This is a genomic window from Ferruginibacter sp. (genome assembly GCF_031391665.1).
GTDB lineage: Bacteria > Bacteroidota > Bacteroidia > Chitinophagales > Chitinophagaceae > Ferruginibacter.
This window is the reverse complement of record NZ_JANMUN010000174.1, coordinates 1-20,340: the sequence shown is the minus strand read 5'-3', so window position 1 is coordinate 20,340 and position 20,340 is coordinate 1. Positions and strand designations below refer to the sequence as shown.

At 40.6% G+C, this 20,340-nt stretch carries 19 protein-coding genes and 1 riboswitch; of the genes, 6 read left to right on the top strand and 13 right to left on the bottom strand.

What is annotated here, in order from left to right; translation table 11 throughout:
- Window positions 1-99: 99 nt before the first annotated feature.
- The 4 genes from cysD to ACY651_RS13205 form a co-directional block, all read right to left on the bottom strand.
- A complete protein-coding gene (gene cysD / locus ACY651_RS13220; protein WP_462253485.1) occupies window positions 100-1,008 on the bottom strand; it encodes a sulfate adenylyltransferase subunit CysD in 909 nt (302 codons plus the stop codon).
- A 45-nt stretch (window positions 1,009-1,053) separates the two neighbouring features.
- Window positions 1,054-1,788 (bottom strand): phosphoadenylyl-sulfate reductase, encoded by a 735-nt coding sequence (locus ACY651_RS13215; RefSeq protein ID WP_462253483.1) that lies wholly within the window; start codon window positions 1,786-1,788, stop codon window positions 1,054-1,056.
- Between the two features lie 284 nt (window positions 1,789-2,072).
- The gene (locus ACY651_RS13210; RefSeq protein WP_462253481.1) at window positions 2,073-3,326 is read right to left on the bottom strand and encodes a homoserine dehydrogenase; all 1,254 of its coding nucleotides are present in this window, start codon (window positions 3,324-3,326) and stop codon (window positions 2,073-2,075) included.
- A gap of 202 nt (window positions 3,327-3,528) precedes the next feature.
- Window positions 3,529-3,651, bottom strand: a riboswitch (SAM riboswitch).
- A gap of 116 nt (window positions 3,652-3,767) precedes the next feature.
- The gene (locus ACY651_RS13205; RefSeq protein WP_462253479.1) at window positions 3,768-4,316 is read right to left on the bottom strand and encodes a hypothetical protein; all 549 of its coding nucleotides are present in this window, start codon (window positions 4,314-4,316) and stop codon (window positions 3,768-3,770) included.
- 198 nt (window positions 4,317-4,514) lie between these two features.
- Between ACY651_RS13205 and uvrA the strand changes: the two genes are divergently transcribed.
- Together uvrA and ACY651_RS13195 are read left to right on the top strand one after the other, a co-directional pair.
- Window positions 4,515-7,448 carry an excinuclease ABC subunit UvrA gene (gene uvrA / locus ACY651_RS13200; RefSeq protein ID WP_462253477.1) on the top strand — a complete coding sequence of 978 codons (2,934 nt, stop codon included), beginning with the start codon at window positions 4,515-4,517 and terminating at the stop codon, window positions 7,446-7,448.
- 135 nt (window positions 7,449-7,583) lie between these two features.
- The gene (locus ACY651_RS13195) at window positions 7,584-8,141 is read left to right on the top strand and encodes a hypothetical protein (RefSeq protein WP_462253475.1); all 558 of its coding nucleotides are present in this window, start codon (window positions 7,584-7,586) and stop codon (window positions 8,139-8,141) included.
- Window positions 8,142-8,441: 300 nt separating this feature from the next.
- Here the strand turns inward: ACY651_RS13195 and ACY651_RS13190 are convergent, their stop codons facing one another.
- The 9 genes from ACY651_RS13190 to aspS all read right to left on the bottom strand — a co-directional run bounded on the left by ACY651_RS13190 (window position 8,442) and on the right by aspS (window position 17,250).
- Window positions 8,442-9,443 (bottom strand): hypothetical protein, encoded by a 1,002-nt coding sequence (locus ACY651_RS13190; RefSeq protein WP_462253473.1) that lies wholly within the window; start codon window positions 9,441-9,443, stop codon window positions 8,442-8,444.
- A 144-nt stretch (window positions 9,444-9,587) separates the two neighbouring features.
- On the bottom strand, window positions 9,588-10,079 hold the full coding sequence (locus ACY651_RS13185) for a GNAT family N-acetyltransferase (RefSeq protein WP_462253471.1): 492 nt from the start codon (window positions 10,077-10,079) through the stop codon (window positions 9,588-9,590).
- Window positions 10,080-10,256: 177 nt separating this feature from the next.
- The gene (locus tag ACY651_RS13180; RefSeq protein WP_462253469.1) at window positions 10,257-10,631 is read right to left on the bottom strand and encodes a group III truncated hemoglobin; all 375 of its coding nucleotides are present in this window, start codon (window positions 10,629-10,631) and stop codon (window positions 10,257-10,259) included.
- Window positions 10,628-11,920, bottom strand: a complete 1,293-nt coding sequence (locus tag ACY651_RS13175) for a hypothetical protein (RefSeq protein WP_462253467.1) — start codon at window positions 11,918-11,920, stop codon at window positions 10,628-10,630. The genes ACY651_RS13180 and ACY651_RS13175 overlap by 4 nt, the downstream gene beginning before the upstream one ends.
- Before the next feature lie 20 nt (window positions 11,921-11,940).
- Window positions 11,941-13,209, bottom strand: coding sequence for a replication-associated recombination protein A (locus ACY651_RS13170; protein ID WP_462253465.1), 1,269 nt, complete (start codon window positions 13,207-13,209; stop codon window positions 11,941-11,943).
- 97 nt (window positions 13,210-13,306) lie between these two features.
- Window positions 13,307-13,843 (bottom strand): hypothetical protein, encoded by a 537-nt coding sequence (locus ACY651_RS13165; RefSeq protein ID WP_462253463.1) that lies wholly within the window; start codon window positions 13,841-13,843, stop codon window positions 13,307-13,309.
- A 103-nt stretch (window positions 13,844-13,946) separates the two neighbouring features.
- Complete coding sequence (locus tag ACY651_RS13160; RefSeq protein ID WP_462253461.1) at window positions 13,947-14,822, bottom strand: alpha/beta hydrolase fold domain-containing protein; 876 nt, start codon at window positions 14,820-14,822, stop codon at window positions 13,947-13,949.
- 101 nt (window positions 14,823-14,923) lie between these two features.
- A complete protein-coding gene (locus tag ACY651_RS13155; RefSeq protein ID WP_462253459.1) occupies window positions 14,924-15,412 on the bottom strand; it encodes a hypothetical protein in 489 nt (162 codons plus the stop codon).
- 11 nt (window positions 15,413-15,423) lie between these two features.
- Window positions 15,424-17,250: an aspartate--tRNA ligase gene (gene aspS / locus ACY651_RS13150; protein WP_462253457.1), complete on the bottom strand. Its 1,827-nt coding sequence runs from the start codon at window positions 17,248-17,250 to the stop codon at window positions 15,424-15,426.
- A gap of 194 nt (window positions 17,251-17,444) precedes the next feature.
- On the opposite strand from aspS, the gene ACY651_RS13145 reads away from it, so the two are divergent.
- The 4 genes from ACY651_RS13145 to ACY651_RS13130 all read left to right on the top strand — a co-directional run.
- Window positions 17,445-18,608, top strand: a complete 1,164-nt coding sequence (locus tag ACY651_RS13145) for an AMP-binding protein (RefSeq protein ID WP_462253551.1) — start codon at window positions 17,445-17,447, stop codon at window positions 18,606-18,608.
- A gap of 117 nt (window positions 18,609-18,725) precedes the next feature.
- Window positions 18,726-19,262: a hypothetical protein gene (locus ACY651_RS13140; protein ID WP_462253456.1), complete on the top strand. Its 537-nt coding sequence runs from the start codon at window positions 18,726-18,728 to the stop codon at window positions 19,260-19,262.
- A gap of 19 nt (window positions 19,263-19,281) precedes the next feature.
- Window positions 19,282-20,043 carry a 5'-methylthioadenosine/adenosylhomocysteine nucleosidase gene (locus tag ACY651_RS13135; protein ID WP_462253454.1) on the top strand — a complete coding sequence of 254 codons (762 nt, stop codon included), beginning with the start codon at window positions 19,282-19,284 and terminating at the stop codon, window positions 20,041-20,043.
- Window positions 20,044-20,069: 26 nt separating this feature from the next.
- Window positions 20,070-20,340: hypothetical protein (locus ACY651_RS13130; RefSeq protein ID WP_462253452.1), on the top strand; the 271-nt coding region annotated here is incomplete at its 3' end.

Here is a 20,340-nt window from a genome sequence, read left to right as displayed (position 1 = left end):
TGTTGAACTTTAATTATGTTTTACAATTTTACTATTACACTTCGCTGTTATCTTCTCCATATCCCTCCCCTTTGGGGAGGATAGGAGGGGCTGTTGGGGTTAAAAATATCCACCCTTCTTCCTGTCCTCCATCGCCGCTTCAGTTACCTTATCATCAATTCTTGTTTCGCCTCTTTCGCTTATTCTTGTAATCTTAATTTCATTTACTACTTCGTCTAATGTAGCAGCCAAACTTTCCACCGCAGCAGTACAGGTCATATCACCTACAGTTCTGTAACGAACTTGTTTTTTTACAATCACATCAGTTTCATCAATTCTTATAAAAGGAGATACTGCAATTAATTGTCCTTCGTGTTCAATCACTTCACGTTCGTGAGTAAAATAAATGGAAGGCAAAGAAATATTTTCGGCACGTATATAATTCCATACATCCAATTCTGTCCAGTTACTTATAGGAAACACCCTTACATTTTCTCCTTTATGAATTTTACCATTGAAAATATTCCATAACTCAGGTCTTTGCAGTTTAGGATCCCATTGGCCAAACTCATCTCTTACAGAAAATATTCTTTCCTTAGCCCTGGCTTTTTCTTCATCACGCCTGGCACCACCTATGCAGGCATCAAAACCAAATTCTTCAATGGTATCTAATAAAGTGTAAGTCTGCAACCAGTTGCGGCTTGCAAATTTTCCTTTGGGTTCGGTTAAATTTTTTGCTTTAATGGTATCTTCTACTTTACGCACAATTAATGTAGCGCCCACTTCATTGGCCAGCCAATCTCTGTATTGCAATGCTTCAGGAAAATTATGTCCGGTATCAATATGTACTAAGGGAAACGGAATTTTTCCGGGAGCAAATGCTTTTTTTGCCAGCTGCACTAAAGTGATAGAATCTTTACCACCACTGAATAAAAGCGCAGGTCTTTCAAATTGCGCCGCCACCTCTCTAAAGATGTGAATGCTTTCCGCTTCTAATTGTTCTAAATAATTTAATGTGTGTCTGCTCATATTTTATTAGTCTATTAGTTTAGTAGACTGCTATTTAAAAAATTTTTAACTCCTTACGGTTATCTCTTCATGTATATGTAATCCGCATTCTTTTTTATCAGCATCTTCCCACCACCAGCGGCCGGCCCTGAAATCTTCGCCGGGTTTAATAGCTCTTGTGCATGGCGCACAACCAATGCTCACAAAACCTTTATCATGTAAAGGATTGTAGGGGATATGGTTGGTACTGATATGTTTTTTTACATCTTCTGTTGTCCAGTGTAATATGGGATGGTACTTGATAATTTGATTAGCTTCATCCCATTCAATAACAGGTAAGTTGGTTCTATCTGCAGAATGTTCGGCACGTAAACCCGTTATCCAAACTGCATTTCCAGCCAATGCTCTTTTCAATGGTTCTACTTTTCTTATATAGCAGCATTGCTTTCTGTTATCTACTGATTCGTAAAACGAATTGGGGCCTTTGGCTTCTACAAATTCCTGTAGTGCATTTGCCTGCGGATAATAGGCCTGTATTTTGGTTTGATATTTTTCGTTGGTGCTGCTCCATACAGAATAGGTTTCTGCAAAAAGACGGCCTGTATCTAAAGTGAAAATTTTTACCGGTAAATTATTTTTGAGTATTTCATGTGTTACCACCTGGTCTTCGTAACTAAAGCTGGAAGAAAAGGTAACCTGCTCCGGAAACTGCGTGGTAAGTTGCTGAATAAATTCAGCTATGCTTAGTCCATTAAGCTGGTAGAGTAATTGTGAGATAATATTTTTTTGTGTAGGTGGCATTTTTAAAGCATAATTAAAGTTGGAAAGAATATTGCAACACGATTTAACAACGGTAAACCATGGTGGTGCAACACTTGCACATACACATTATGTGAGGAATATAGAGCATAGCTTTTTAAAGTCTATATAATTGGTAGACAAAGATAATGGATAACTGTTAAAATGACCGTATAAATTTGCCTGCCCCGTTAATTTTAGAAAAATATTAATAAATAGTGTAAAAACCCTCCAAAATCCAATAACCCCTTTTATGATAACGTTGCCAATTTAATAGTTTACCGCAGTTATACCACACCTGCCAGTTCAAGACTGCGTTTACTGATTTTCTTATAATCAATATTTTCAATGATAGCATCTGGGTAAAGTATCAGGGAAACACCGGGCTGTTTCCACCAATCGCTGGTGAATAATTTATCCGCATGTATTACTCCCGAGAGCCAGCTAAAATTAAATTCATTATGCCATTCTTCTATCCACTCAAAATTGTCTTTATTTAATTTGCTGATATTATCCACGCTTACAAAAACTTTTAAATAAAAATCATTGGTAAGCCGGGTATCTGTTTGATGATGTATTTTTTTGTACTCGTATTTATAATTGTAACGTAATGCAGAAATATCGCTTAATACCGCAGAAGCTGTAGGAAATGCACCGGCACCCTTGCCTTTAAAAAAATGTTTATCAGCAAAAGTGCTTTCGGTAGTTACGGCATTAAATTCGTTTTTTACATGGTACAGATCATCGGATTCAGTTACAAACTGAGGTAATAAAAATGCAGCCAGTTTTCCATTGGTTAATTTTTGTGCATTGGCTACTAATTTAATAGCATATTTTTTTTCTTTAGCAACGGTGGCATCATTCAACGAAATATTTTCGATACCATTAAATATAAAAGCATCTGTTTTTGCTACCACACCAAATGAATGTGCTAATAAAATCGCCAGTTTATTGGCGGCATCAAATCCACCAATATCTAATTTGGGATTGCTTTCTGCAAAACCCAGTTGCTGTGCCAAAAGCAAAGCCTCATTAAATTCTAATTGTTCATCAAAAATTTTTGTGAGAATAAAATTGGTAGAGCCATTAATAATTCCTCTTATAGATTGCAAAAGATCGTTATCATAATATTCTTCTAAATTTCTAATAATGGGCATGCTGGCGCAGCAGGAGGCTTCGTACAAAAATGGTGTTTGATATTTTTCCTGCAGTTGCAACAATTCTTCAAAATGCTCAGCAATCATTTTTTTGTTGGCACTCACCACCGCTTTACCATTTTGTAAAGCAGTTTTTACAATATCAAATGCGGCATCGGCATCATCAATCAATTCTACAATTACGTTAATATCATCATCATTCAATAATTGTTGTGCCTCAGCAGTAAAATTTTCTGCACCAATACTTCTTTTTTTATCAATATTTTTTATGCAGATCTTTTTTATAGAAGATTGTAATGTTGGTGTACTGTGCAGTACATCGTACAAACCCTTACCTACTACGCCAAAGCCAAAAAGCCCGATGGTTAATTGATTAGTTGCCATTGTTGTTAATTAGTTTATTTGTTAAATGGTTTATTTGTTGATGAACAAACTTACCAGGAAAGTGTTTTTTGAAGTAGTGAGCTTTTTCTCAACCGCCGACAGGGCTGAAAGCCGTTGTTGGGGTTGCCGAAAACAAAAAAGCTCATCCGTAAATCAGATGAGCTTTTAATATTTTGTTGAAGATATTTAAGGCTTTTAATCTGACTTATCTGTCACGCCTGTGGCGTGATGGAATTGGCACCTTTGCTGCAGTTTGTGAGACACAAACCACGGCTGGTTGTCAAGGCTTCAACGGGCCATTACCCTCTGCCTTTCTTGATAAGAGATGTTTAAAGAACTGGCGCAAAGATATAATCATAGCTGTGAAAATTCCAAATAAAAAATGTAAAATAATTGTAAAGAATGCTACAAGCCGTTGCTGTACTGTGTTTGCTTGAATAATTATTTTAAATTCTTTCCCAGCCATTCTTCCTGAGAATTGGCTAATTGTTCTATAGTAACTAAGGCTGCAATTTTACCCTGTCCTTTTATAATTGACTTAGTTACAAAAGAATGTTCGATCACTTCATCATCCTTCATACCCAACAACTTCATTAATGGTATTATTTTTTCGCTCCCAAAATGTTTAAACAATGGCTCATCCATAGAGCTATAGACAATAATCTTTTCCAAAGGCCAGTGTTCAACAAGTGCCAACTCCTTTTCATGCAGTGGGTAATGTTCTGCAAAAACGGCATTTTTGTTTTGCAACATTCCGCTGTGCATATTTTTTGCATCTATCACTTTCATTTCATCGAGTTGATGCTCAGCAAATATTGTTTTAAATTTTTTAAGGGTTTCACTAAACCAGCAAATGAATAAGGTATCGGGTTGTGCTTTGGCAAACGCAATGCAGGCATTTATTTTTGCGGTTTCGCTCATGTAAGTTCTGTCTGTAAAAATGCTTTCAGGGGAGTCGTCTTCTTTCTTTCCAAATAAATTAAATGACATAATGCATAATTGAGGATGCAAATTATGCCAAAATGAAAAGAAACTTGGGCAAAGAAATTTTTCCCAAAACTCAGCATCGCATAATACTGAACTTAAAACGGAACAATTTAAAAATATTTTCCAACGGTATTAATAATACAAATTATAGCCAACTAAATAGTTTAGTTTTTGTTTTATCTTTACAATAAGTAAGTACAAATGGCAAAAAGAAAAGTATCTGCAGAAGAAATAGTAGTTAATAACGATTTTATAGAAGTGTTTGGTGCAAGGGAGCACAACCTCAAAAACATTGATATTAAAATTCCAAAAAACCAATTGGTGGTTTTTACCGGAGTAAGCGGCAGTGGTAAATCATCACTGGCATTTGATACTATTTATAACGAAGGCCAGCGCCGTTACATGGAAAGTTTTGGTGCTTATGCCCGCCAGTTTGTAGGCGATATGGAGCGGCCGGATGTAGACAAGATCACTGGGCTAAGTCCCGTAATTTCTATCGAACAAAAAACTACCAACAAAAACCCACGAAGTACGGTGGGCACCGTTACAGAAATTTATGATTTTCTGCGTTTACTATATGCAAGAGTGGGGGAGGCATATAGTTACAATACCGGGAAAAAAATGGTAAAGTTTAGCGAAGAAGAAATTGTTTCCGCCATTTTTGACCGCCATGAAAATAAAAAAATAAGTTTATTAGCGCCATTGGTACGTGGCAGAAAAGGCCATTACAGGGAACTGTTTGAAGAAGTAAGAAAAAAAGGGTTTTTAAAAGTAAGAATTGACGGAGAAATAAAAGATCTCATTGCAAAGATGCAGGTGGATCGTTATAAAATTCATGATATAGAATTGGTGGTGGACAGATTGCCGGTGAATGATGAAATGAAATTTCGCCTAAGCCAGAGTGTACAAAAAACTTTGCAAATTGGGAAAGACTTATTATTTGTATCTCCACATGAAGAATCAGAAGATGCAAAAAATAAAAAGAGTAATAAAACATCACAGACTTTGCAGTTCCCACTTCAGGGGGCAGAGGGGGCTATGTTTAGCAAACAATTAATGTGTATCGATACCGGCATCAGTTATGAAGAGCCATCACCCAACGCCTTTTCATTTAACAGTCCTTATGGTGCATGCCCCACCTGCAAAGGTTTAGGTAATGTATATACCATCGATATGGATGAGGTGTTACCAGATAAAAGTAAAACGGTTAAAGAAGGCGGCATTATACCATTGGGAGAAGAAAGAGAAGCCAGCGTTTACCAGCAGGTGGTAGTGTTTGCAAAAAAGTATAAAATTAATTTAGCAAAGCCAATAAATGATTTACCTAAGGAGCAGTTGGATTTGTTACTGTACGGCGATCAAAATATTAATGGCGATTTAAATTTAGATTTAAGTGATGATACTGTTCCATTAGAATATACCGGCAGCTACGAAGGTATTATCCCGATGCTGAAAAGATGGTTCAGCTCACCTAACAGCAACGAAGCATTAAGAACCTGGGTAGAAAAATATATGCAATTGGCAGATTGTACCACCTGCAACGGTACACGACTAAAAAAAGAAAGCCTTTGGTTTAAAGTAGATGACAGAAATATTGCCGAACTGAGTGCAATGAATTTAGATAATTTAGCGGCATGGTTTGATGGTGTGGAATTACGCTTAAACAATAAACAAAACGCTATTGCAAAAGATGTTTTAAAAGAAATAAGGGAGCGGCTGCAATTTTTATTAGATGTAGGATTAACATATCTCAGTTTAGGCAGACCGTCCAGAACGCTGAGTGGTGGCGAAAGCCAACGGATTAGACTGGCTACGCAAATAGGCAGCCAGCTGCAGGGCATTACTTATATTTTAGATGAGCCGAGTATTGGATTACACCAAAGAGATAATCAAAGATTAATTACTGCATTGCAAAATTTACGTGATATTGGCAACAGTGTTTTAGTAGTAGAACATGATAAAGATATTATGCTGGCCTCCGATTATTTAATTGATATTGGCCCCAAAGCTGGCACCCATGGTGGACAAATTGTTACCGAAGGCACTCCGGCATTTGTTTTAAAATCTAATTCGGAAACAGCGCAATATTTGAATGGTAAAAAAAATATTGAGATTCCTAAAGAGCGCAGAAAAGGAAACGGAAAATTTATTGAACTGAATGGCGTAAGCGGAAATAATTTACAAAACGTTTCTGTAAAATTTCCGTTAGGCAAATTAATTTTAGTAACCGGTGTAAGTGGCAGTGGTAAATCAACTTTAATAAATGAAACTTTATACCCGCTGCTGAATAAATTTTGTTACAACAGCAAAGCCAATCCATTGCCTTATAAAAATATTAAGGGCATGGAGTTGATTGATAAAGTTATTGAAATAGATCAAAGCCCCATTGGTCGTACACCAAGGAGTAACCCAGCAACCTACTGTGGATTTTTTACCGACATCAGAACTTTATTTGCTGCAGTGCCCGAAGCAAAAATTCGGGGTTACAATGCAGGCCGTTTTTCTTTTAATGTAAAAACCGGCAGGTGCGATGTTTGCGAAGGCGGCGGCATGAGGGTTATTGAAATGAATTTTTTACCCGATGTATATGTGCATTGCGAAAAATGTAATGGCAGAAGATACAACAGGGAAACTTTAGAAATTCGTTACAAAGGAAAAAGCATCAGCGATGTACTGGATATGACGGTGGATGAAGCAGTAGAATTTTTTCAGGCAGTGCCTTATATTTTTAGAAAAATAAAAGTGCTGCAGGAAGTTGGCTTAGGTTACATCACCCTTGGGCAAAGTGCAGTTACATTAAGCGGTGGCGAGGCACAACGTGTAAAACTCTCTACCGAATTAGGTAAAAAAGATACCGGCAAAACATTTTATATTTTAGATGAACCCACAACAGGTTTGCACTTTCAGGATATACAGCATTTACTGGAAGTATTAAAAAAATTGGTGGACAGAGGCAACACCGTTTTAGTAATTGAACATAATATGGATGTAATAAAAGTGGCCGATCATATTATTGATATTGGCCCCGAAGGTGGCGATGGCGGCGGTAAAGTTTTATTTGAAGGTGTGCCCGAAGGATTGGTAAAAGTAAAAGAAAGTTTTACCGGTAAATTTTTGCAGGCAGAATTACAATAAGATTGTTTGCTAAATTTACAAGAGTGATTAAAACCCCGTCAGTCCCGAATAAATCGGGAAAAACCCTGACATCAGTTAAGTAGAAAAGCTAATAAAATATAGAAGTATCTATCTCTTAAAATAAAAAATATTGTTATGAGCGATGATAATATTGGCAGATTTTTTAGCTATGATGATATGGATTATGACGACGAAGATGAAAAAAGCGAAAGCTGGAAACCGATAAAGCAACACGGAAATGCATTGTACCGCAAAAGCATAGATATTCTAAATCTTGCACAAACTATGTGCGACATGCTGCCCGAAGATGATGACCATGCAGAAAGTACAAGGCATATGATTATGCAAAATGCCTATCTTATTTCGGCTAAAATAAAAGGGGCTATGGTAATGGAATATTACAGCCTGATGATAGAGAATGCGGTAATTGTAAAAGTAAATGTTGTAGAATTAAGAACTGCACTTTGGGCATGTAATACATTGCATGGTATAGAGCAGCAATACATTGATGTACTGCGTAACGAAATAGAATCTTTTAGAAAAATATTTATTGATTGGATAAGTTCTTTTGATAAAGAACATGATTTGCCCGACGAGTGGCATTTGTTTAACGACCCTGCTTCTTTTCCTGATGGTGATGAACCATTTAATGCAAAAGATTTTTTTGAAAACTTTGATCCGGAAGATGACTAAAATAAAAAATTCACCTGCCTTGCGGCGGATGAATTCCTTATTCGATTATTTCTACTCATAAAAATTAGTAAAAAGGATAGCAACGAAATTTTAAGATTGTGGTTTCAGGGGTAGCAAGTAATATAAAAATATTCCTTGGTATCCTCGGGGGTTAACTTCTGTTGTATCGCTTTGTACTAAAAAACTTTATTATCTCATATAATGCAATATCAAAAACGTGCAGGTTAAAAAAACAAACGCAGCTTTTAATGTTGTTGGGTTAATTTGTAAATTATTATTCATAGATATAGGTTTTTAATATTAATAAACCGATGGGCATCTTGTTTGCCTTGCTGCCCTTCTTGCAAATGAACTTTCATAAATTGGTCCCAGCCTGATGCCTACTTTTGCAATTACAGAAAAATAAGTATCAGTATATTTCAAATCGCCACGTTGCGTTCCTGCAGGCCACCTTGTCATACCGGGATAAATTATACCAATTGTCTTATCGTACAATCTTGTTGCAAGTGCTGCCTCCTGTGCTGGTAAGTACTTGGCAAAATTTCTTGGGTCAATATAAGTTTGACTTAAATCATCAATGTAATCAGTAAAAGTTTTTCTGTATAATAATTCTACGCCAGCACTTATCCTGTCGCTCACATAATATTTTATACCTCCGCCAAATGGAATATTCATTTGTGTTAAATCATAAGGTTTACTCTTGGGGTATTCAGCCATTCCCTGGCCTTCGGTGCGTAGCGGATGTAAATAATACCAGGTTTTATTTCCCCTGCTGTCTTTTAAAGAACCTTGTGGATTGAAATGAAAAACACCAATTCCAATTAAACCATAAGGTCTGAACCTTGGTTCATTTTCGGGGTCACTACTAAAAAGCATGGTAGGATATAATTCAAGGCAGGCGTTGGCCTCCCAAACATTGGTTCTAAAATCAAGGTTACGTTGTTTGCGATACAATTCATCAAGGCCATTAGTATTTATTACAGCATCATCACCTTCTAAATAAGTAAGGGCAGCAGATAATCTTAAACCGGCCCACTTTGTTGGGTACATAGTTACGTACGCACCTTTCATTAATTTGGTGAATTCTAAATTAAGATCTTTTGTAAAAGCGTGGGTTCCTTTGCCTGCGTTACCGCCTAAGTCGCCTAAGAAAAAACTCGGGCCAAAGTTTAAGCCAACTTCCCATTTAATTTTTTCGCCCCCGAATATAAAACCCTGGGAGTATGATTTACTAAGGAGTGTAAAGCAAATCATTAAAAGCAATAAAAACTTACCAAAAAATTGGGGTAAACGTGGTTTCATCAGACATTAGATTTAGTGTTTTCTACAGATATTGGATAAATAATAAAGCGAATAAATTTTCACTATTCTTTCTTCACACAAAAAAATTTACAGCACTATTCATTAAAACGGAAGCTTGTGTTAAATATTGTTTTGCCTTTACAATTATTTTAACAGCAGCATTTCTATGTGAGGTATATTATCTTCTAAATATTCTTCGCTGCATTGTAAAAACCCCATGCCTTCATAAAATTTTTTTAAATATAACTGGGCGCCAATTTTTATTTCGCTGCAATTAAAAAGGCTAAAAGTATTGCTGATGCTCAATTCCATCAGTTGTTTGCCCATACCGCTGCGCCTGAACTTAGGAGAAGTAACCACCCTGCCAATACTGGCCTGTGTATAGGAAATTCCCTGCGGAATTATACGTGTGTATGCTGCCAATATATTTTTTTGCCAGCCCATAAAATGAAAACTTTTTGCATCCTTATCATCCGCATCCTGGTACACACAGTTTTGTTCCACCACAAAAACTTCGTTACGCAATTGCATTATGGCATACAATTCTGCAGGGGTTAAGTCATCAAATTTTTTAAGTGTCCAGACAATTTCCATTTGCCCCTGTCCCCTAAAAGGGAACTTAGATTGTTGCTGCATTAGTAAATAGATATGTTATAAAATTCAATCTTCTCTGTTTTTTTTGGACCAGCATTTTTTCTTTTATGAACATCGTTGTGTCACTCACTTGTACATTTTGTTCTTTATTCAGCCCCTTCAATACATTGCTCCATTAATTATATAGTACCTCTGTATTCTCTCCACCTCAGCGTGCCATTAATTTACGTTACTCATTTTAAACAACATCACATCTGCAATAGATTTTGCTCTTGTTTTTGCCAGCGTTGCAATTTTACCTTCATACAATTCATCTACTGTGGAGGTAAATAAATATAACCAGCTTGTAAAATGTTCTTTTTTCAACGCTACTTTTTTATTCAGATCGTAATGTACTTCCATTGCATTTTTTTTATACACCGGGTTGTCTAATAAAATAGTTTCCCAAAAATCTACTATCACCGGTATATGATGTGGCCAGTCCATTGCCACCACTTCATTAAAAATAAAACCAATGGTGCTATCCAGTTTTACTTTTTCATAAAAAATAATAATTAGCTTTTCAATATCTGCCCTGCTTTCAATATCACTCATTTAGTTTTTTTTAAGTAAGGCAAAATTTCATTTATGCTCACCGGTTTTTGCTGGTCGTCAATTTCAATTACAATTAAATAACCATCGGCACCACCAGCTTTTTTAACTGCATCTACTAATTTTTGCTGATCGCTTATGGTACGTTTACCATCTGTTGCACTCCACATTTCTTTAGTACACAAACATCCTTCAGTTGGCGTAAGCGGAAAGTATGGTTGCCCTCTGTAAAACGAAGTATCTACAGTTGTACCATGTGCAATTATTTCAGTACGGCCAGCTTTACTTGCGTTATATGTTTCGTATAGCGGATAGTAATTGGTGGGGCCAGGAGGTAATAATTTTTTGTACCATTCAAGTGTCCATACACTATCAATAATTGTACTGTCTTTTAAAAAATGCTGTATGGAAGTTTCAAGAGGCATAGTAAGCTGAATGTTTTCTGTTGGACCAATAGCACCGTTTTTACTGATGTCGAAGCCATACATTCTAAAAATACCCTGAGGTGTATTACCATTAGTTAAATATCCTGGCAAACCATTAATACTTCTCGCCAGTTGCGGAACTGAAAAAATAATATTCTTGCTGTAAGTAACAAAATTACCATTTGTATCTCTCACCAAAACAATTCCGGGAAAATCCCTGTTTTTACGTTGAATACTGTAAACGATCACATTGCCTTTCAAATAATTTTTATCAAATAAATTTTTCTTCAAAACAAAATCAGTTTTTTTTCTGGTTATATCAACTATCCTTTCCATTAAGCTGCTGATGATAGCATACTCTTGATCGTTTTTTGTGTTGTAAATTTTTTTGGAGCCCAGCGTTGATATTTCTAAAATGGTAGAAGGCTGCCTGTCGCACATTAATAAATATTCAGCAGCCATTGCAAATATTTTAGCGTCTTCTGTTTTACTCAAAAAATTGAATGCAGCTTTCTTAAAATCCTTAATTCGCAAAGCATACAGCATTTCCATCAAACCCCTTTGAAAACCTACAGTTCTGTTTTCAATACTATCAAAGGCCGTTTTTATTTTTTCATTAACCCACGGTTGTTTGTAGCGTATTAATTCCATCGCATAAAAAGCATCCTGCCAGTCGGCTTCTGTCTCATCGGTTAATGGCAGCGATAAATTTTTTATGATAGATGTGTTGACTATATAAGTGTAAGTTTTCTCCCGGTTGGCTTTTACAGCACCTTTGTAAAATGGCACTGTTGCAGTTTGTGCATTACTGCTAAAAACGGTAATCAATAAAAAACAAAAAATAAAATACCTTATTAGTTTCATCATTACAAAGTAAATGTATTGGCTTAATAGCTATACTTGTTTTTCCATAAAGTTTTTAAAAACTTGCGCAACTCTTCTTCTCGTGCATTATTACCAGGGTTATAAAATGCAGTGCCTTTTATTTCATCGGGTAAATATTCCTGCGGCGAAAAATTATTTTCGTAGTTGTGCGAATATTCATATCCTTTACCATAACCCTCCTGCTTCATTAATTTGGTAGGTGCATTGCGAATGTGTAAAGGAACGGATAGATCGCCTTGAAGTTTTACGGCATTCATTGCAGCGCCAATAGCCACGGTGGCCGAATTACTTTTTGCACTGGTAGCTAAATAAATAGCACACTGCGATAATATTAACTGACTTTCAGGATAACCAATTTTATTTACCGCATCAAATGCAGCATTGGCTAACAGTAAAGCATTGGGGTTAGCATTACCGATATCTTCACTGGCCAATATCAATAATCTTCTTGCAATAAATTTTACATCTTCACCCCCTTCAATCATTCGTGCCAAATAATATACCGCAGCATTAGGGTCGCTGCCACGAATTGATTTTATAAAAGCAGAAATAATATCGTAATGCTGTTCGCCTTTTTTATCATACAATGCAATGCGTTGTTGTGCAATTTCCATTACTGCATCATCTGTAATAATAACATGGTTACCCAAGGTGTCCGTTACCAGTTCTAATAAATTCATCAGCTTCCTTGCATCGCCACCCGAAATATTTATCAGTGCTTCTGTTTCTGACAATTCAATCTTTTTTGTTTTTAAAACCACATCGGTTTGTATGGCATGATGCAATAAGGCGATCAGGTCTTTTTCATCCAGTGCTTTTAAAATATACACCTGCGTCCTGCTCAGCAAAGCGCTGTTTACTTCAAACGAGGGGTTTTCTGTTGTAGCACCAATTAAAGTAATGATACCTTTTTCTACTGCACCCAGTAAGGCATCCTGCTGGCCTTTGTTAAAGCGGTGAATTTCATCAATAAATAAAATTACCCCGTACGTACGGGGTTGTTTTTTTGCCAGGTCAATTACTTCACGTACTTCTTTTACACCACTGCTTATCGCACTTAAGGTATAAAACGGCACCTGTAAAGTATGAGCAATAATATTGGCAATAGTAGTTTTGCCCACACCCGGCGGCCCCCATAAAATCATGCTGGGCACTTTGCCCTGCTCAATGGCTTTACGCAAAATACTTCCCTTGCCGGTAAGGTGTTGCTGTCCGGTTAATTCATCAAGTGATGTGGGGCGTAAACGCTCGGCAAGCGGAGGAAGATTCATGAAGCAAATTTACCAGATTATATTGTTACTGGTAAATTGAATTACAATATAAAATGCTCAGAATTTTATATTGAGGTATTTTTAAATCAAAAAAGAATTAGTTTACTTTTAAGGAATTCATGATCTCTTTTGCAATAGCTGTCCATTCTGGTATATTTTTTTTAGTACAGTTAAAGCTGCAGATCAACAATTTGCCGTCAACATCTGTAAAGAACATCAGATTATAAATTTCTGTGTCAATTGCCGGTGTTATCAATTCAAGGTATCCTACTTTTCTTCCGTTAATTTCTTTTACATTTTTATCTTTCCAATCAGCAGAAGGGTAAACGTTTTTAAAAGTTTCTACAAATTTATCTTTATAAACTGAAATAATATTTTGGGCAGCTTTACTCTGTGTAAGGTTCAATGCTACATTAATTCCGCCTGATTCATTTGTATAGACCAGTGTAGGCCGCCTTTCGGAAGGGTATTTTACTTTCAACATTTCCTCAGACATAATTTCAAACGATTTTGGAATTTTTAAATTTATTTTCCCACTAAGTAAAGTTTTTGTTTCAAGTTCTATGTTGAATAATGTTGCAGAAAGTAATGTTATAGAAAAAAATGCAAGACCAAAAGCTTTAATCCTTTTCATATATTTTGGTTGAAATTTAAGTAATCTGTTTATTAACGAAAGTAATTAGAAAATGTATGTAAATAAAAGACTAAAATGAAATTCCTCTTTAATGACTAATTTATCACTGCACATTCGTCTCCAAAAAAACCTGCACATTGCTAAATGCATTTCCATACGTAGCATTATCCCAATCGCCATGGCCTTTGCCGGGATATAAAATGTATTGATTGATTACACCGGCTGCGGTTAATTTATTTTTTACTGCAACAGATTGAGAAGGATTTACCAAAGGGTCGGTACTGCCATGTAATAAAATAGTTGGCGGGGCACCTGCAGCAATAAAAGTTATTGGGCTGGAGTTAGTATAAAGCATTGGGTTACTTGTTGGCGTTGCACCAATAGCCTGCGCCAGCACAGTTGATAAAATGGTTAAACCGCCAACTGGATTATTGTACATGTCTGTTAAATCGCCTGGCCCAAAAAAACTTACAATGGCTTTCGGTTTTACAGGCATTGTATATTTATAACCCTGCAGCATGGCTAAATGTGCACCGGCACTTGCACCAATCAACACATATTTATCGCTTATTAAATATTCGGATGATTTGCTAAAAATAAATTGCAGTGCAGTCTTCACATCATTTTCCTGCGTGGGAAAAACATTTGTTGTACCAGCAGATAAACGGTAATTGATATTGAAAATAGCGTAGCCGGGTAAACGTTTTTTCATGGTATCTACAAAAGCAGTTAAATCAATTTTATCACCAGTTGTCCAGCTGCCGCCATGTATCATCACCATTACTTTGGTTGCAGCAACTGTTCTGCCTGCAGGTAAATACACATCCATTTTTTGCTGTGCATCGGCGCCGTAAGCCACATTGGGTAATGTTTGTGCTGGCGTAGCATTAGTTCCTCCTCCGCTGGTATCATTTGTTTTTTTGCAGGAAATAAAAAATGAAATGAATAAAATAAAGGGAAGTAGTTTGTGCAATTTCATTATTAAGGTTTTAAGAAGGAAAAGATAGGAAGAATTGTGTTAAAGTAAAGTAAAAGCAGGGTTCAATTATTTTTTAACTATTGGTTTGTTTATTAAAGATATTAGATGATATCAGGCTCTCCTATTTCTTTTATCAGGCTATCAAATTGTAATTTCAAACGTTTTTTAGTAGAAAAGAAAAAATAAAATTGATAAATAATGATATAAAAACCATTGCAGGTTGTCAATAACAAAAGGATAGACTTAAATATATAAGAGAAAGCGATTTCACTGCCCTGAATTGAATATTTATTTAGCAATCTGATGTTTTCATATATTGCAAATACCAAGACTACTGTTAATAAAATGAAAAGTATAAAAAATAACCAAAAAAATATTTTTCTTCCTTGTGTTAAATATTTGGCTGTTGCATAGCTTGAGCATAAACTGATATTACTGGCACAGTTTGCAGTAATAATTAAAGGAATCCCTAAAATTATTGCAAAAGCAAATTTATCATCAAACGAAACTTGATTATAATAAGATGTATAACTGAATAGAAATACAATTAATACTATATGAATAATATTAAGTAATCTAAACATTTTCATTTAAAACATTTTTATTTCAAATCCAACTTTATCTGCAACTCTTCAAACTGTTTGGCATCAATAGTGCTTGGCGCATCAATCATTACATCACGGCCACTGTTGTTTTTAGGAAAGGCAATAAAATCACGGATGCTTTCGCTGCCACCGAGAATAGAGCACAACCTGTCGAAGCCAAATGCAATACCACCGTGCGGTGGTGCACCATACTCAAATGCGCCGAGTAAAAAACCAAATTTATGATGTTGCTCTTCGGCATCCATACCTAATGCTGCAAACATTTTTTCCTGCAATTCTCTTTGAAAAATTCTTATAGACCCGCCACCAATTTCGTTACCATTCAACACCATATCATAGGCATTGGCTTTTATATTTGCATAAGGATGTTTTAAATATTCTGCCGCATTTTCAATTACAGGATTGTTGTTGATCATTTCTGCAATTTGATTTGGCTTTGGCGAAGTAAACGGATGATGGCGTGCCACCCAGCGGTTACCTTCTTCATCATATTCAAAAAGCGGAAAGTCTAACACCCACAACAATTTAAAATCAGTGGGTTTACGCATACCTAATTTATCGGCCATATACATTCTTAAATCACTTATCGCTTTTCTTGTTCTTTCTTCTGCGCCAGCTAAAATTAAAATTAAGTCGCCTGGTTTTGCATGTGCTGCAGTTGCAATGGCAGAAAGTTTTTCTTCGTTATAAAATTTATCTACGCTGCTTTTAAAAGTTCCATCAGTATTACATTTTATAAATACTAATCCCTTCATACCTATTTGCGGACGCTTTACCCACTCCGTTAGTTCATCGGTTTGTTTACGGGTGTATTCGCTGCAACCGGGAATTGAAATGGCAACTACGGTTTCAGCATCATCAAATACACCAAACGAAACACCATTAATTATTGCTGCCTGATTTTCTTTTGTTGGAAAAGTGTGTGCAGGAAATTTAAGGTTGCAAATTTTAATATCGAAACGAATATCGGGTTTATCGTTACCGTAATTCCACATGGCTTCTTCCCACGTAATGCGTTGTACGGTTTCGGTGTAATCAATATTTTTAACATCTTTAAAAATACGTTTTACCAAACCCTCAAACATTTGTAAAATATCTTCCTGTTCTACAAAACACATTTCGCAATCTATTTGTGTAAACTCGGGCTGCCTGTCGGCACGTAAATCTTCATCTCTAAAACATTTTACAATTTGGTAATAGCGGTCGTAACCACTTACCATTAATAATTGTTTAAACGTTTGCGGACTTTGGGGCAATGCATAAAACTGTCCGCTGTTCATTCGGCTGGGCACCACAAAATCTCTTGCACCTTCCGGCGTACTTTTAATTAAGAAAGGTGTTTCAATATCTAAAAAATTATTTTCGTGCAAATAATTTCTTGCGCTGCGGCCTACGGCATAACGCAGTTCTAAATTTTTCTTTACAATATTTCTTCGTAAATCTAAAAAGCGGTATTTCATTCTCAGTTCATCTCCACCATCGGTATCATCCTGAATAGAAAATGGCGGCACAGCCGATTTATTTAATATTTTAAAGGAGGCTACATTTATTTCAATATCACCAGTTGGAATATTGGCGTTTTTGCTGCTGCGTTCGTTTACCGTACCATTTACCTGCAATACAAATTCTCTTCCCAAAGGATTTGCTTCCAGCTCTGTATTCAATGCTTCTGAAAATAATAATTGAGTAATGCCATAGCGGTCTCTTAAATCTACAAACGTTATGCTGCCGAATTTTCTAACGGTTTGCACCCATCCGGCAAGGGTTACAGTGCTATTGTTATCAGTTAATCTTAATTGGCCGCAGGTGTGGGTTCTGTACATTATTGATTGATGTTGTAATTTGATGAATTGGCGGCAAATATACAAACTTATGAAAGGGCCGCCAATCCTTTTAAGCCGGGGATTTTTAAAAAACTTAATTAATTTATGTATTTTCAAATACCTTATCATCCTAGAGGTACAATTATTGTTTATGAAGAAATTTCTGTTAGTGTTATTGATATGGTTACCCTTTTATAGTTTGGCACAGCAAAATCTTAAAAATATCCGTAGCCGAAGCTGGCGAGGCCATCGCCAAGGGCCGCCGCAGCCCCTTCAAGGCGCCGCCGCTCAAGCGCGATGACATCGCGGTGCTGCAATACACCGGCGGCACCACCGGCGTGAGCAAGGGCGCGGTGCTCAAGCACCGCAACATCATCGCCAACGTGCTGCAGATCGAGGCCTGGAACGCACCGGTCACGAAGAAAATACCGCCCGGCGAGCAGATCACGATGGTCTGTGCGCTGCCGCTTTATCACATCTTCGCGTTCACGGTGAACATGATGGTGGCGATGCGCATCGGCGGCGCCAACGTGCTGATCCCGAACCCGCGTGACCTGCCGTCGGTGTTCAAGGAACTGGCCAAGTACAAGTTCCACATCTTGCCGGCCGTCAACACCTTGTTCAATGCGATGGTCAACCACGCGCAGTTCAACCGCGTCGACTGGTCCAACCTCGTGCTCTCGGTGGGCGGCGGCATGGCCATCACCGGCGGCACCGCCAAGCTCTGGCTCGAGAAGACGAAGAGCCCCATCTGCGAAGGCTACGGCCTGTCGGAGACCTCGGCCGCGGCGACCTGCAACCCGGTGACGAGCACCGCCTACAGCGGCACCATCGGCATTCCGCTGCCCTCGACCGAGCTGACCTTGCTCGACGACGAAGGGCGCGAGGTCGCCATGGGCGCACCCGGCGAGATCGCGATCCGCGGCCCGCAGGTGATGGCCGGCTATTGGCAGCGGCCTGACGAGACCGCCAAGGTCATGACGCCCGACGGCTACTTTCGCTCCGGCGACATCGGCACCGTCGACGAGCGCGGTTACTTCAAGATCGTCGATCGCAAGAAAGACATGATCCTGGTGAGCGGCTTCAACGTCTACCCCAACGAGGTGGAAGAGGTGGTCGGCCTGATGCCGGGCGTGCTGGAATGCGCGGCGGTCGGTGTGCCCGACGAACACTCGGGCGAGGCGGTCAAGCTGGTGGTGGTCAGGAAGGACGCTGCCGTGTCCGAGGCCGCCGTGCGGGCCTATTGCGAAGCCAATCTCACTGGCTACAAGCGGCCGCGCATCGTCGAGTTCCGCACCGATTTGCCCAAGACTGCCGTCGGCAAGATCCTGCGCCGCGAACTGCGCGTCAAGACGTGAAGCCTGGCTGGGTTGCGCATCGCGCACGGAGCGGTTTTGTTCACCGCGACGACGGGGTGTCCGCGCGGCTTCGTACACTTCGCCACCAAGTCTCCGTCTGCAAAGCGAGTGGCATCGATGGCCGATCGTTACACCAAGACTGATACGGGCCGCGACGAAATCCGTGCCCGCGTCCATGCGCTCACGCGAACCGCGCGCAACCTGCTGCTGATCATCGACGCCAGCAAGGCCGGCGACCAGTGGATCGCGCTGGTGCGAGGCGCAACGGCGGACGACCTGCGGACACTGTTCGACGCCGGTCTGGTGGCCCCGTTCGGTGCCGCCGCAGTCGCCAGCGTTCAAGCGGCGCCGACGAGCATCCCGCCCGGGCAGGCCAGCACGGCAACGGCTGGAGCGGCCGGTGCGGCGGCCGAGTCCGCGCCCGCGTCGGCGACGACCACCGCGCTCTCGTATTCCGACCTCTACGACCTGCTGCCAAGTCTCGCCAAGGAACACCTCGGCCTCTTGAAGGGCTACCGCTGGGCGCTTGCGATCGAGAAGGCCAGCGGTCTTGCCGGCCTGCAGCAGGTGGCCAACGACTTGGTCGCGGAAGTCGAGCGCGTCAAGGGCCCGGCGGTGGCGCGTTCCGTCAAGCGCGCGCTGCTGTTGCCCTAGGCGAATCCGCGCCGCCAGGATGGGTCTGCGCTTTGCCATCGTCGCCGCACTCGATGAGGAGCTGCGCACGCTCCATGCGGCGCTGCTGGCCGCGGTCACCGAACACCACGCGGGCCGCGCCTTTCACCGCGGCCTGCTCGACGGCCACGAGGTCGTGCTGGTGCGCTCGGGCATCGGCAAGGTGGCCGCTGCGGCGACGGCCTTGCTGTTGGCCGACCGCTACGGCGTCGATGCGCTGGTGCTGACCGGCGTGGCCGGTGCGCTCGCGCCCGGTATAGCGGTCGGCGACGTGATCGTTGCGCGCGAGCTGTTGCAGCACGACATGGACGCGTCGCCGCTGTTTCCCCGCCACGAGGTGCCACTCACCGGCCGCTCGCGTTTCCCGACCGACGTCGATCTCGGCGACGCGCTCGTCACGGCCGCGCGCACGGCGCTGGCCGCCGAACGCATCGGCCTGGACTCGAGCTTTGCCGCGCTGGGCATCGATAACCCCCTAGTCCACCAGGGCCTGGTGGTGAGCGGCGACCGCTTCATCGCCACGGCGATCGAGCGTGCCGCGCTGCGCAGCGAACTGCCCGACGCGCTGGCCGTCGAGATGGAAGGCGCGGCGGTCGCGCAAATCTGCCACGACTGCGACCTGCCGTTCGCGGTGCTGCGAACCGTCTCGGACCGCTCCGACGACAGCGCCTCGGTCGACTTCAGCCGCTTCATCGCCGAGATCGCCGGGCCGCTCGGTGCGGCGGTGGTGCGCTGCTGGCTGCGCGGCGTGGAGCCGGCTTGAAGCGGCGGCCGAGTCCACTTTGGCGCGTGCTGCGCGCCACCCTCCTTGCACCGCTCGCGCTCCTCATCTGGCTCGAGGAATGGGGCTGGAAGCCGCTCGCGCGCGTGCTCGCCCGCTGGGCGCTGTGGCCACCGCTCGCGCGCCTCGAAGCGCGCCTTTGCCGGGTGCCGCCGCCGCTGGCGCTGGCCTTGTTCATCGTGCCGGCGCTGGCGCTGCTGCCGGTCAAGCTGCTGGCCCTGTGGCTGATCCACGCTGGCCGCGCGACGCTCGGCGTGACGGTCATCGTCATCGCCAAGT

Coding starts and splice junctions, on each gene's coding strand:
- cysD (WP_462253485.1), bottom strand. CDS start 1,008: ATGAGCAGACACACATTAAATTATTTAGAACAATTAGAAGCGGAAAGC.
- ACY651_RS13185 (WP_462253471.1), bottom strand. CDS start 10,079: ATGCAGCAACAATCTAAGTTCCCTTTTAGGGGACAGGGGCAAATGGAA.
- aspS (WP_462253457.1), bottom strand. CDS start 17,250: ATGTACAGAACCCACACCTGCGGCCAATTAAGATTAACTGATAACAAT.
- ACY651_RS13140 (WP_462253456.1), top strand. CDS start 18,726: ATGGCCGATCGTTACACCAAGACTGATACGGGCCGCGACGAAATCCGT.
- ACY651_RS13205 (WP_462253479.1), bottom strand. CDS start 4,316: ATGTCATTTAATTTATTTGGAAAGAAAGAAGACGACTCCCCTGAAAGC.
- ACY651_RS13155 (WP_462253459.1), bottom strand. CDS start 15,412: ATGAAAATGTTTAGATTACTTAATATTATTCATATAGTATTAATTGTA.
- ACY651_RS13160 (WP_462253461.1), bottom strand. CDS start 14,822: ATGAAATTGCACAAACTACTTCCCTTTATTTTATTCATTTCATTTTTT.
- ACY651_RS13210 (WP_462253481.1), bottom strand. CDS start 3,326: ATGGCAACTAATCAATTAACCATCGGGCTTTTTGGCTTTGGCGTAGTA.
- ACY651_RS13195 (WP_462253475.1), top strand. CDS start 7,584: ATGAGCGATGATAATATTGGCAGATTTTTTAGCTATGATGATATGGAT.
- ACY651_RS13215 (WP_462253483.1), bottom strand. CDS start 1,788: ATGCCACCTACACAAAAAAATATTATCTCACAATTACTCTACCAGCTT.
- ACY651_RS13180 (WP_462253469.1), bottom strand. CDS start 10,631: ATGAGTGATATTGAAAGCAGGGCAGATATTGAAAAGCTAATTATTATT.
- ACY651_RS13175 (WP_462253467.1), bottom strand. CDS start 11,920: ATGATGAAACTAATAAGGTATTTTATTTTTTGTTTTTTATTGATTACC.
- ACY651_RS13135 (WP_462253454.1), top strand. CDS start 19,282: ATGGGTCTGCGCTTTGCCATCGTCGCCGCACTCGATGAGGAGCTGCGC.
- ACY651_RS13165 (WP_462253463.1), bottom strand. CDS start 13,843: ATGAAAAGGATTAAAGCTTTTGGTCTTGCATTTTTTTCTATAACATTA.
- ACY651_RS13170 (WP_462253465.1), bottom strand. CDS start 13,209: ATGAATCTTCCTCCGCTTGCCGAGCGTTTACGCCCCACATCACTTGAT.
- uvrA (WP_462253477.1), top strand. CDS start 4,515: ATGGCAAAAAGAAAAGTATCTGCAGAAGAAATAGTAGTTAATAACGAT.
- ACY651_RS13190 (WP_462253473.1), bottom strand. CDS start 9,443: ATGAAACCACGTTTACCCCAATTTTTTGGTAAGTTTTTATTGCTTTTA.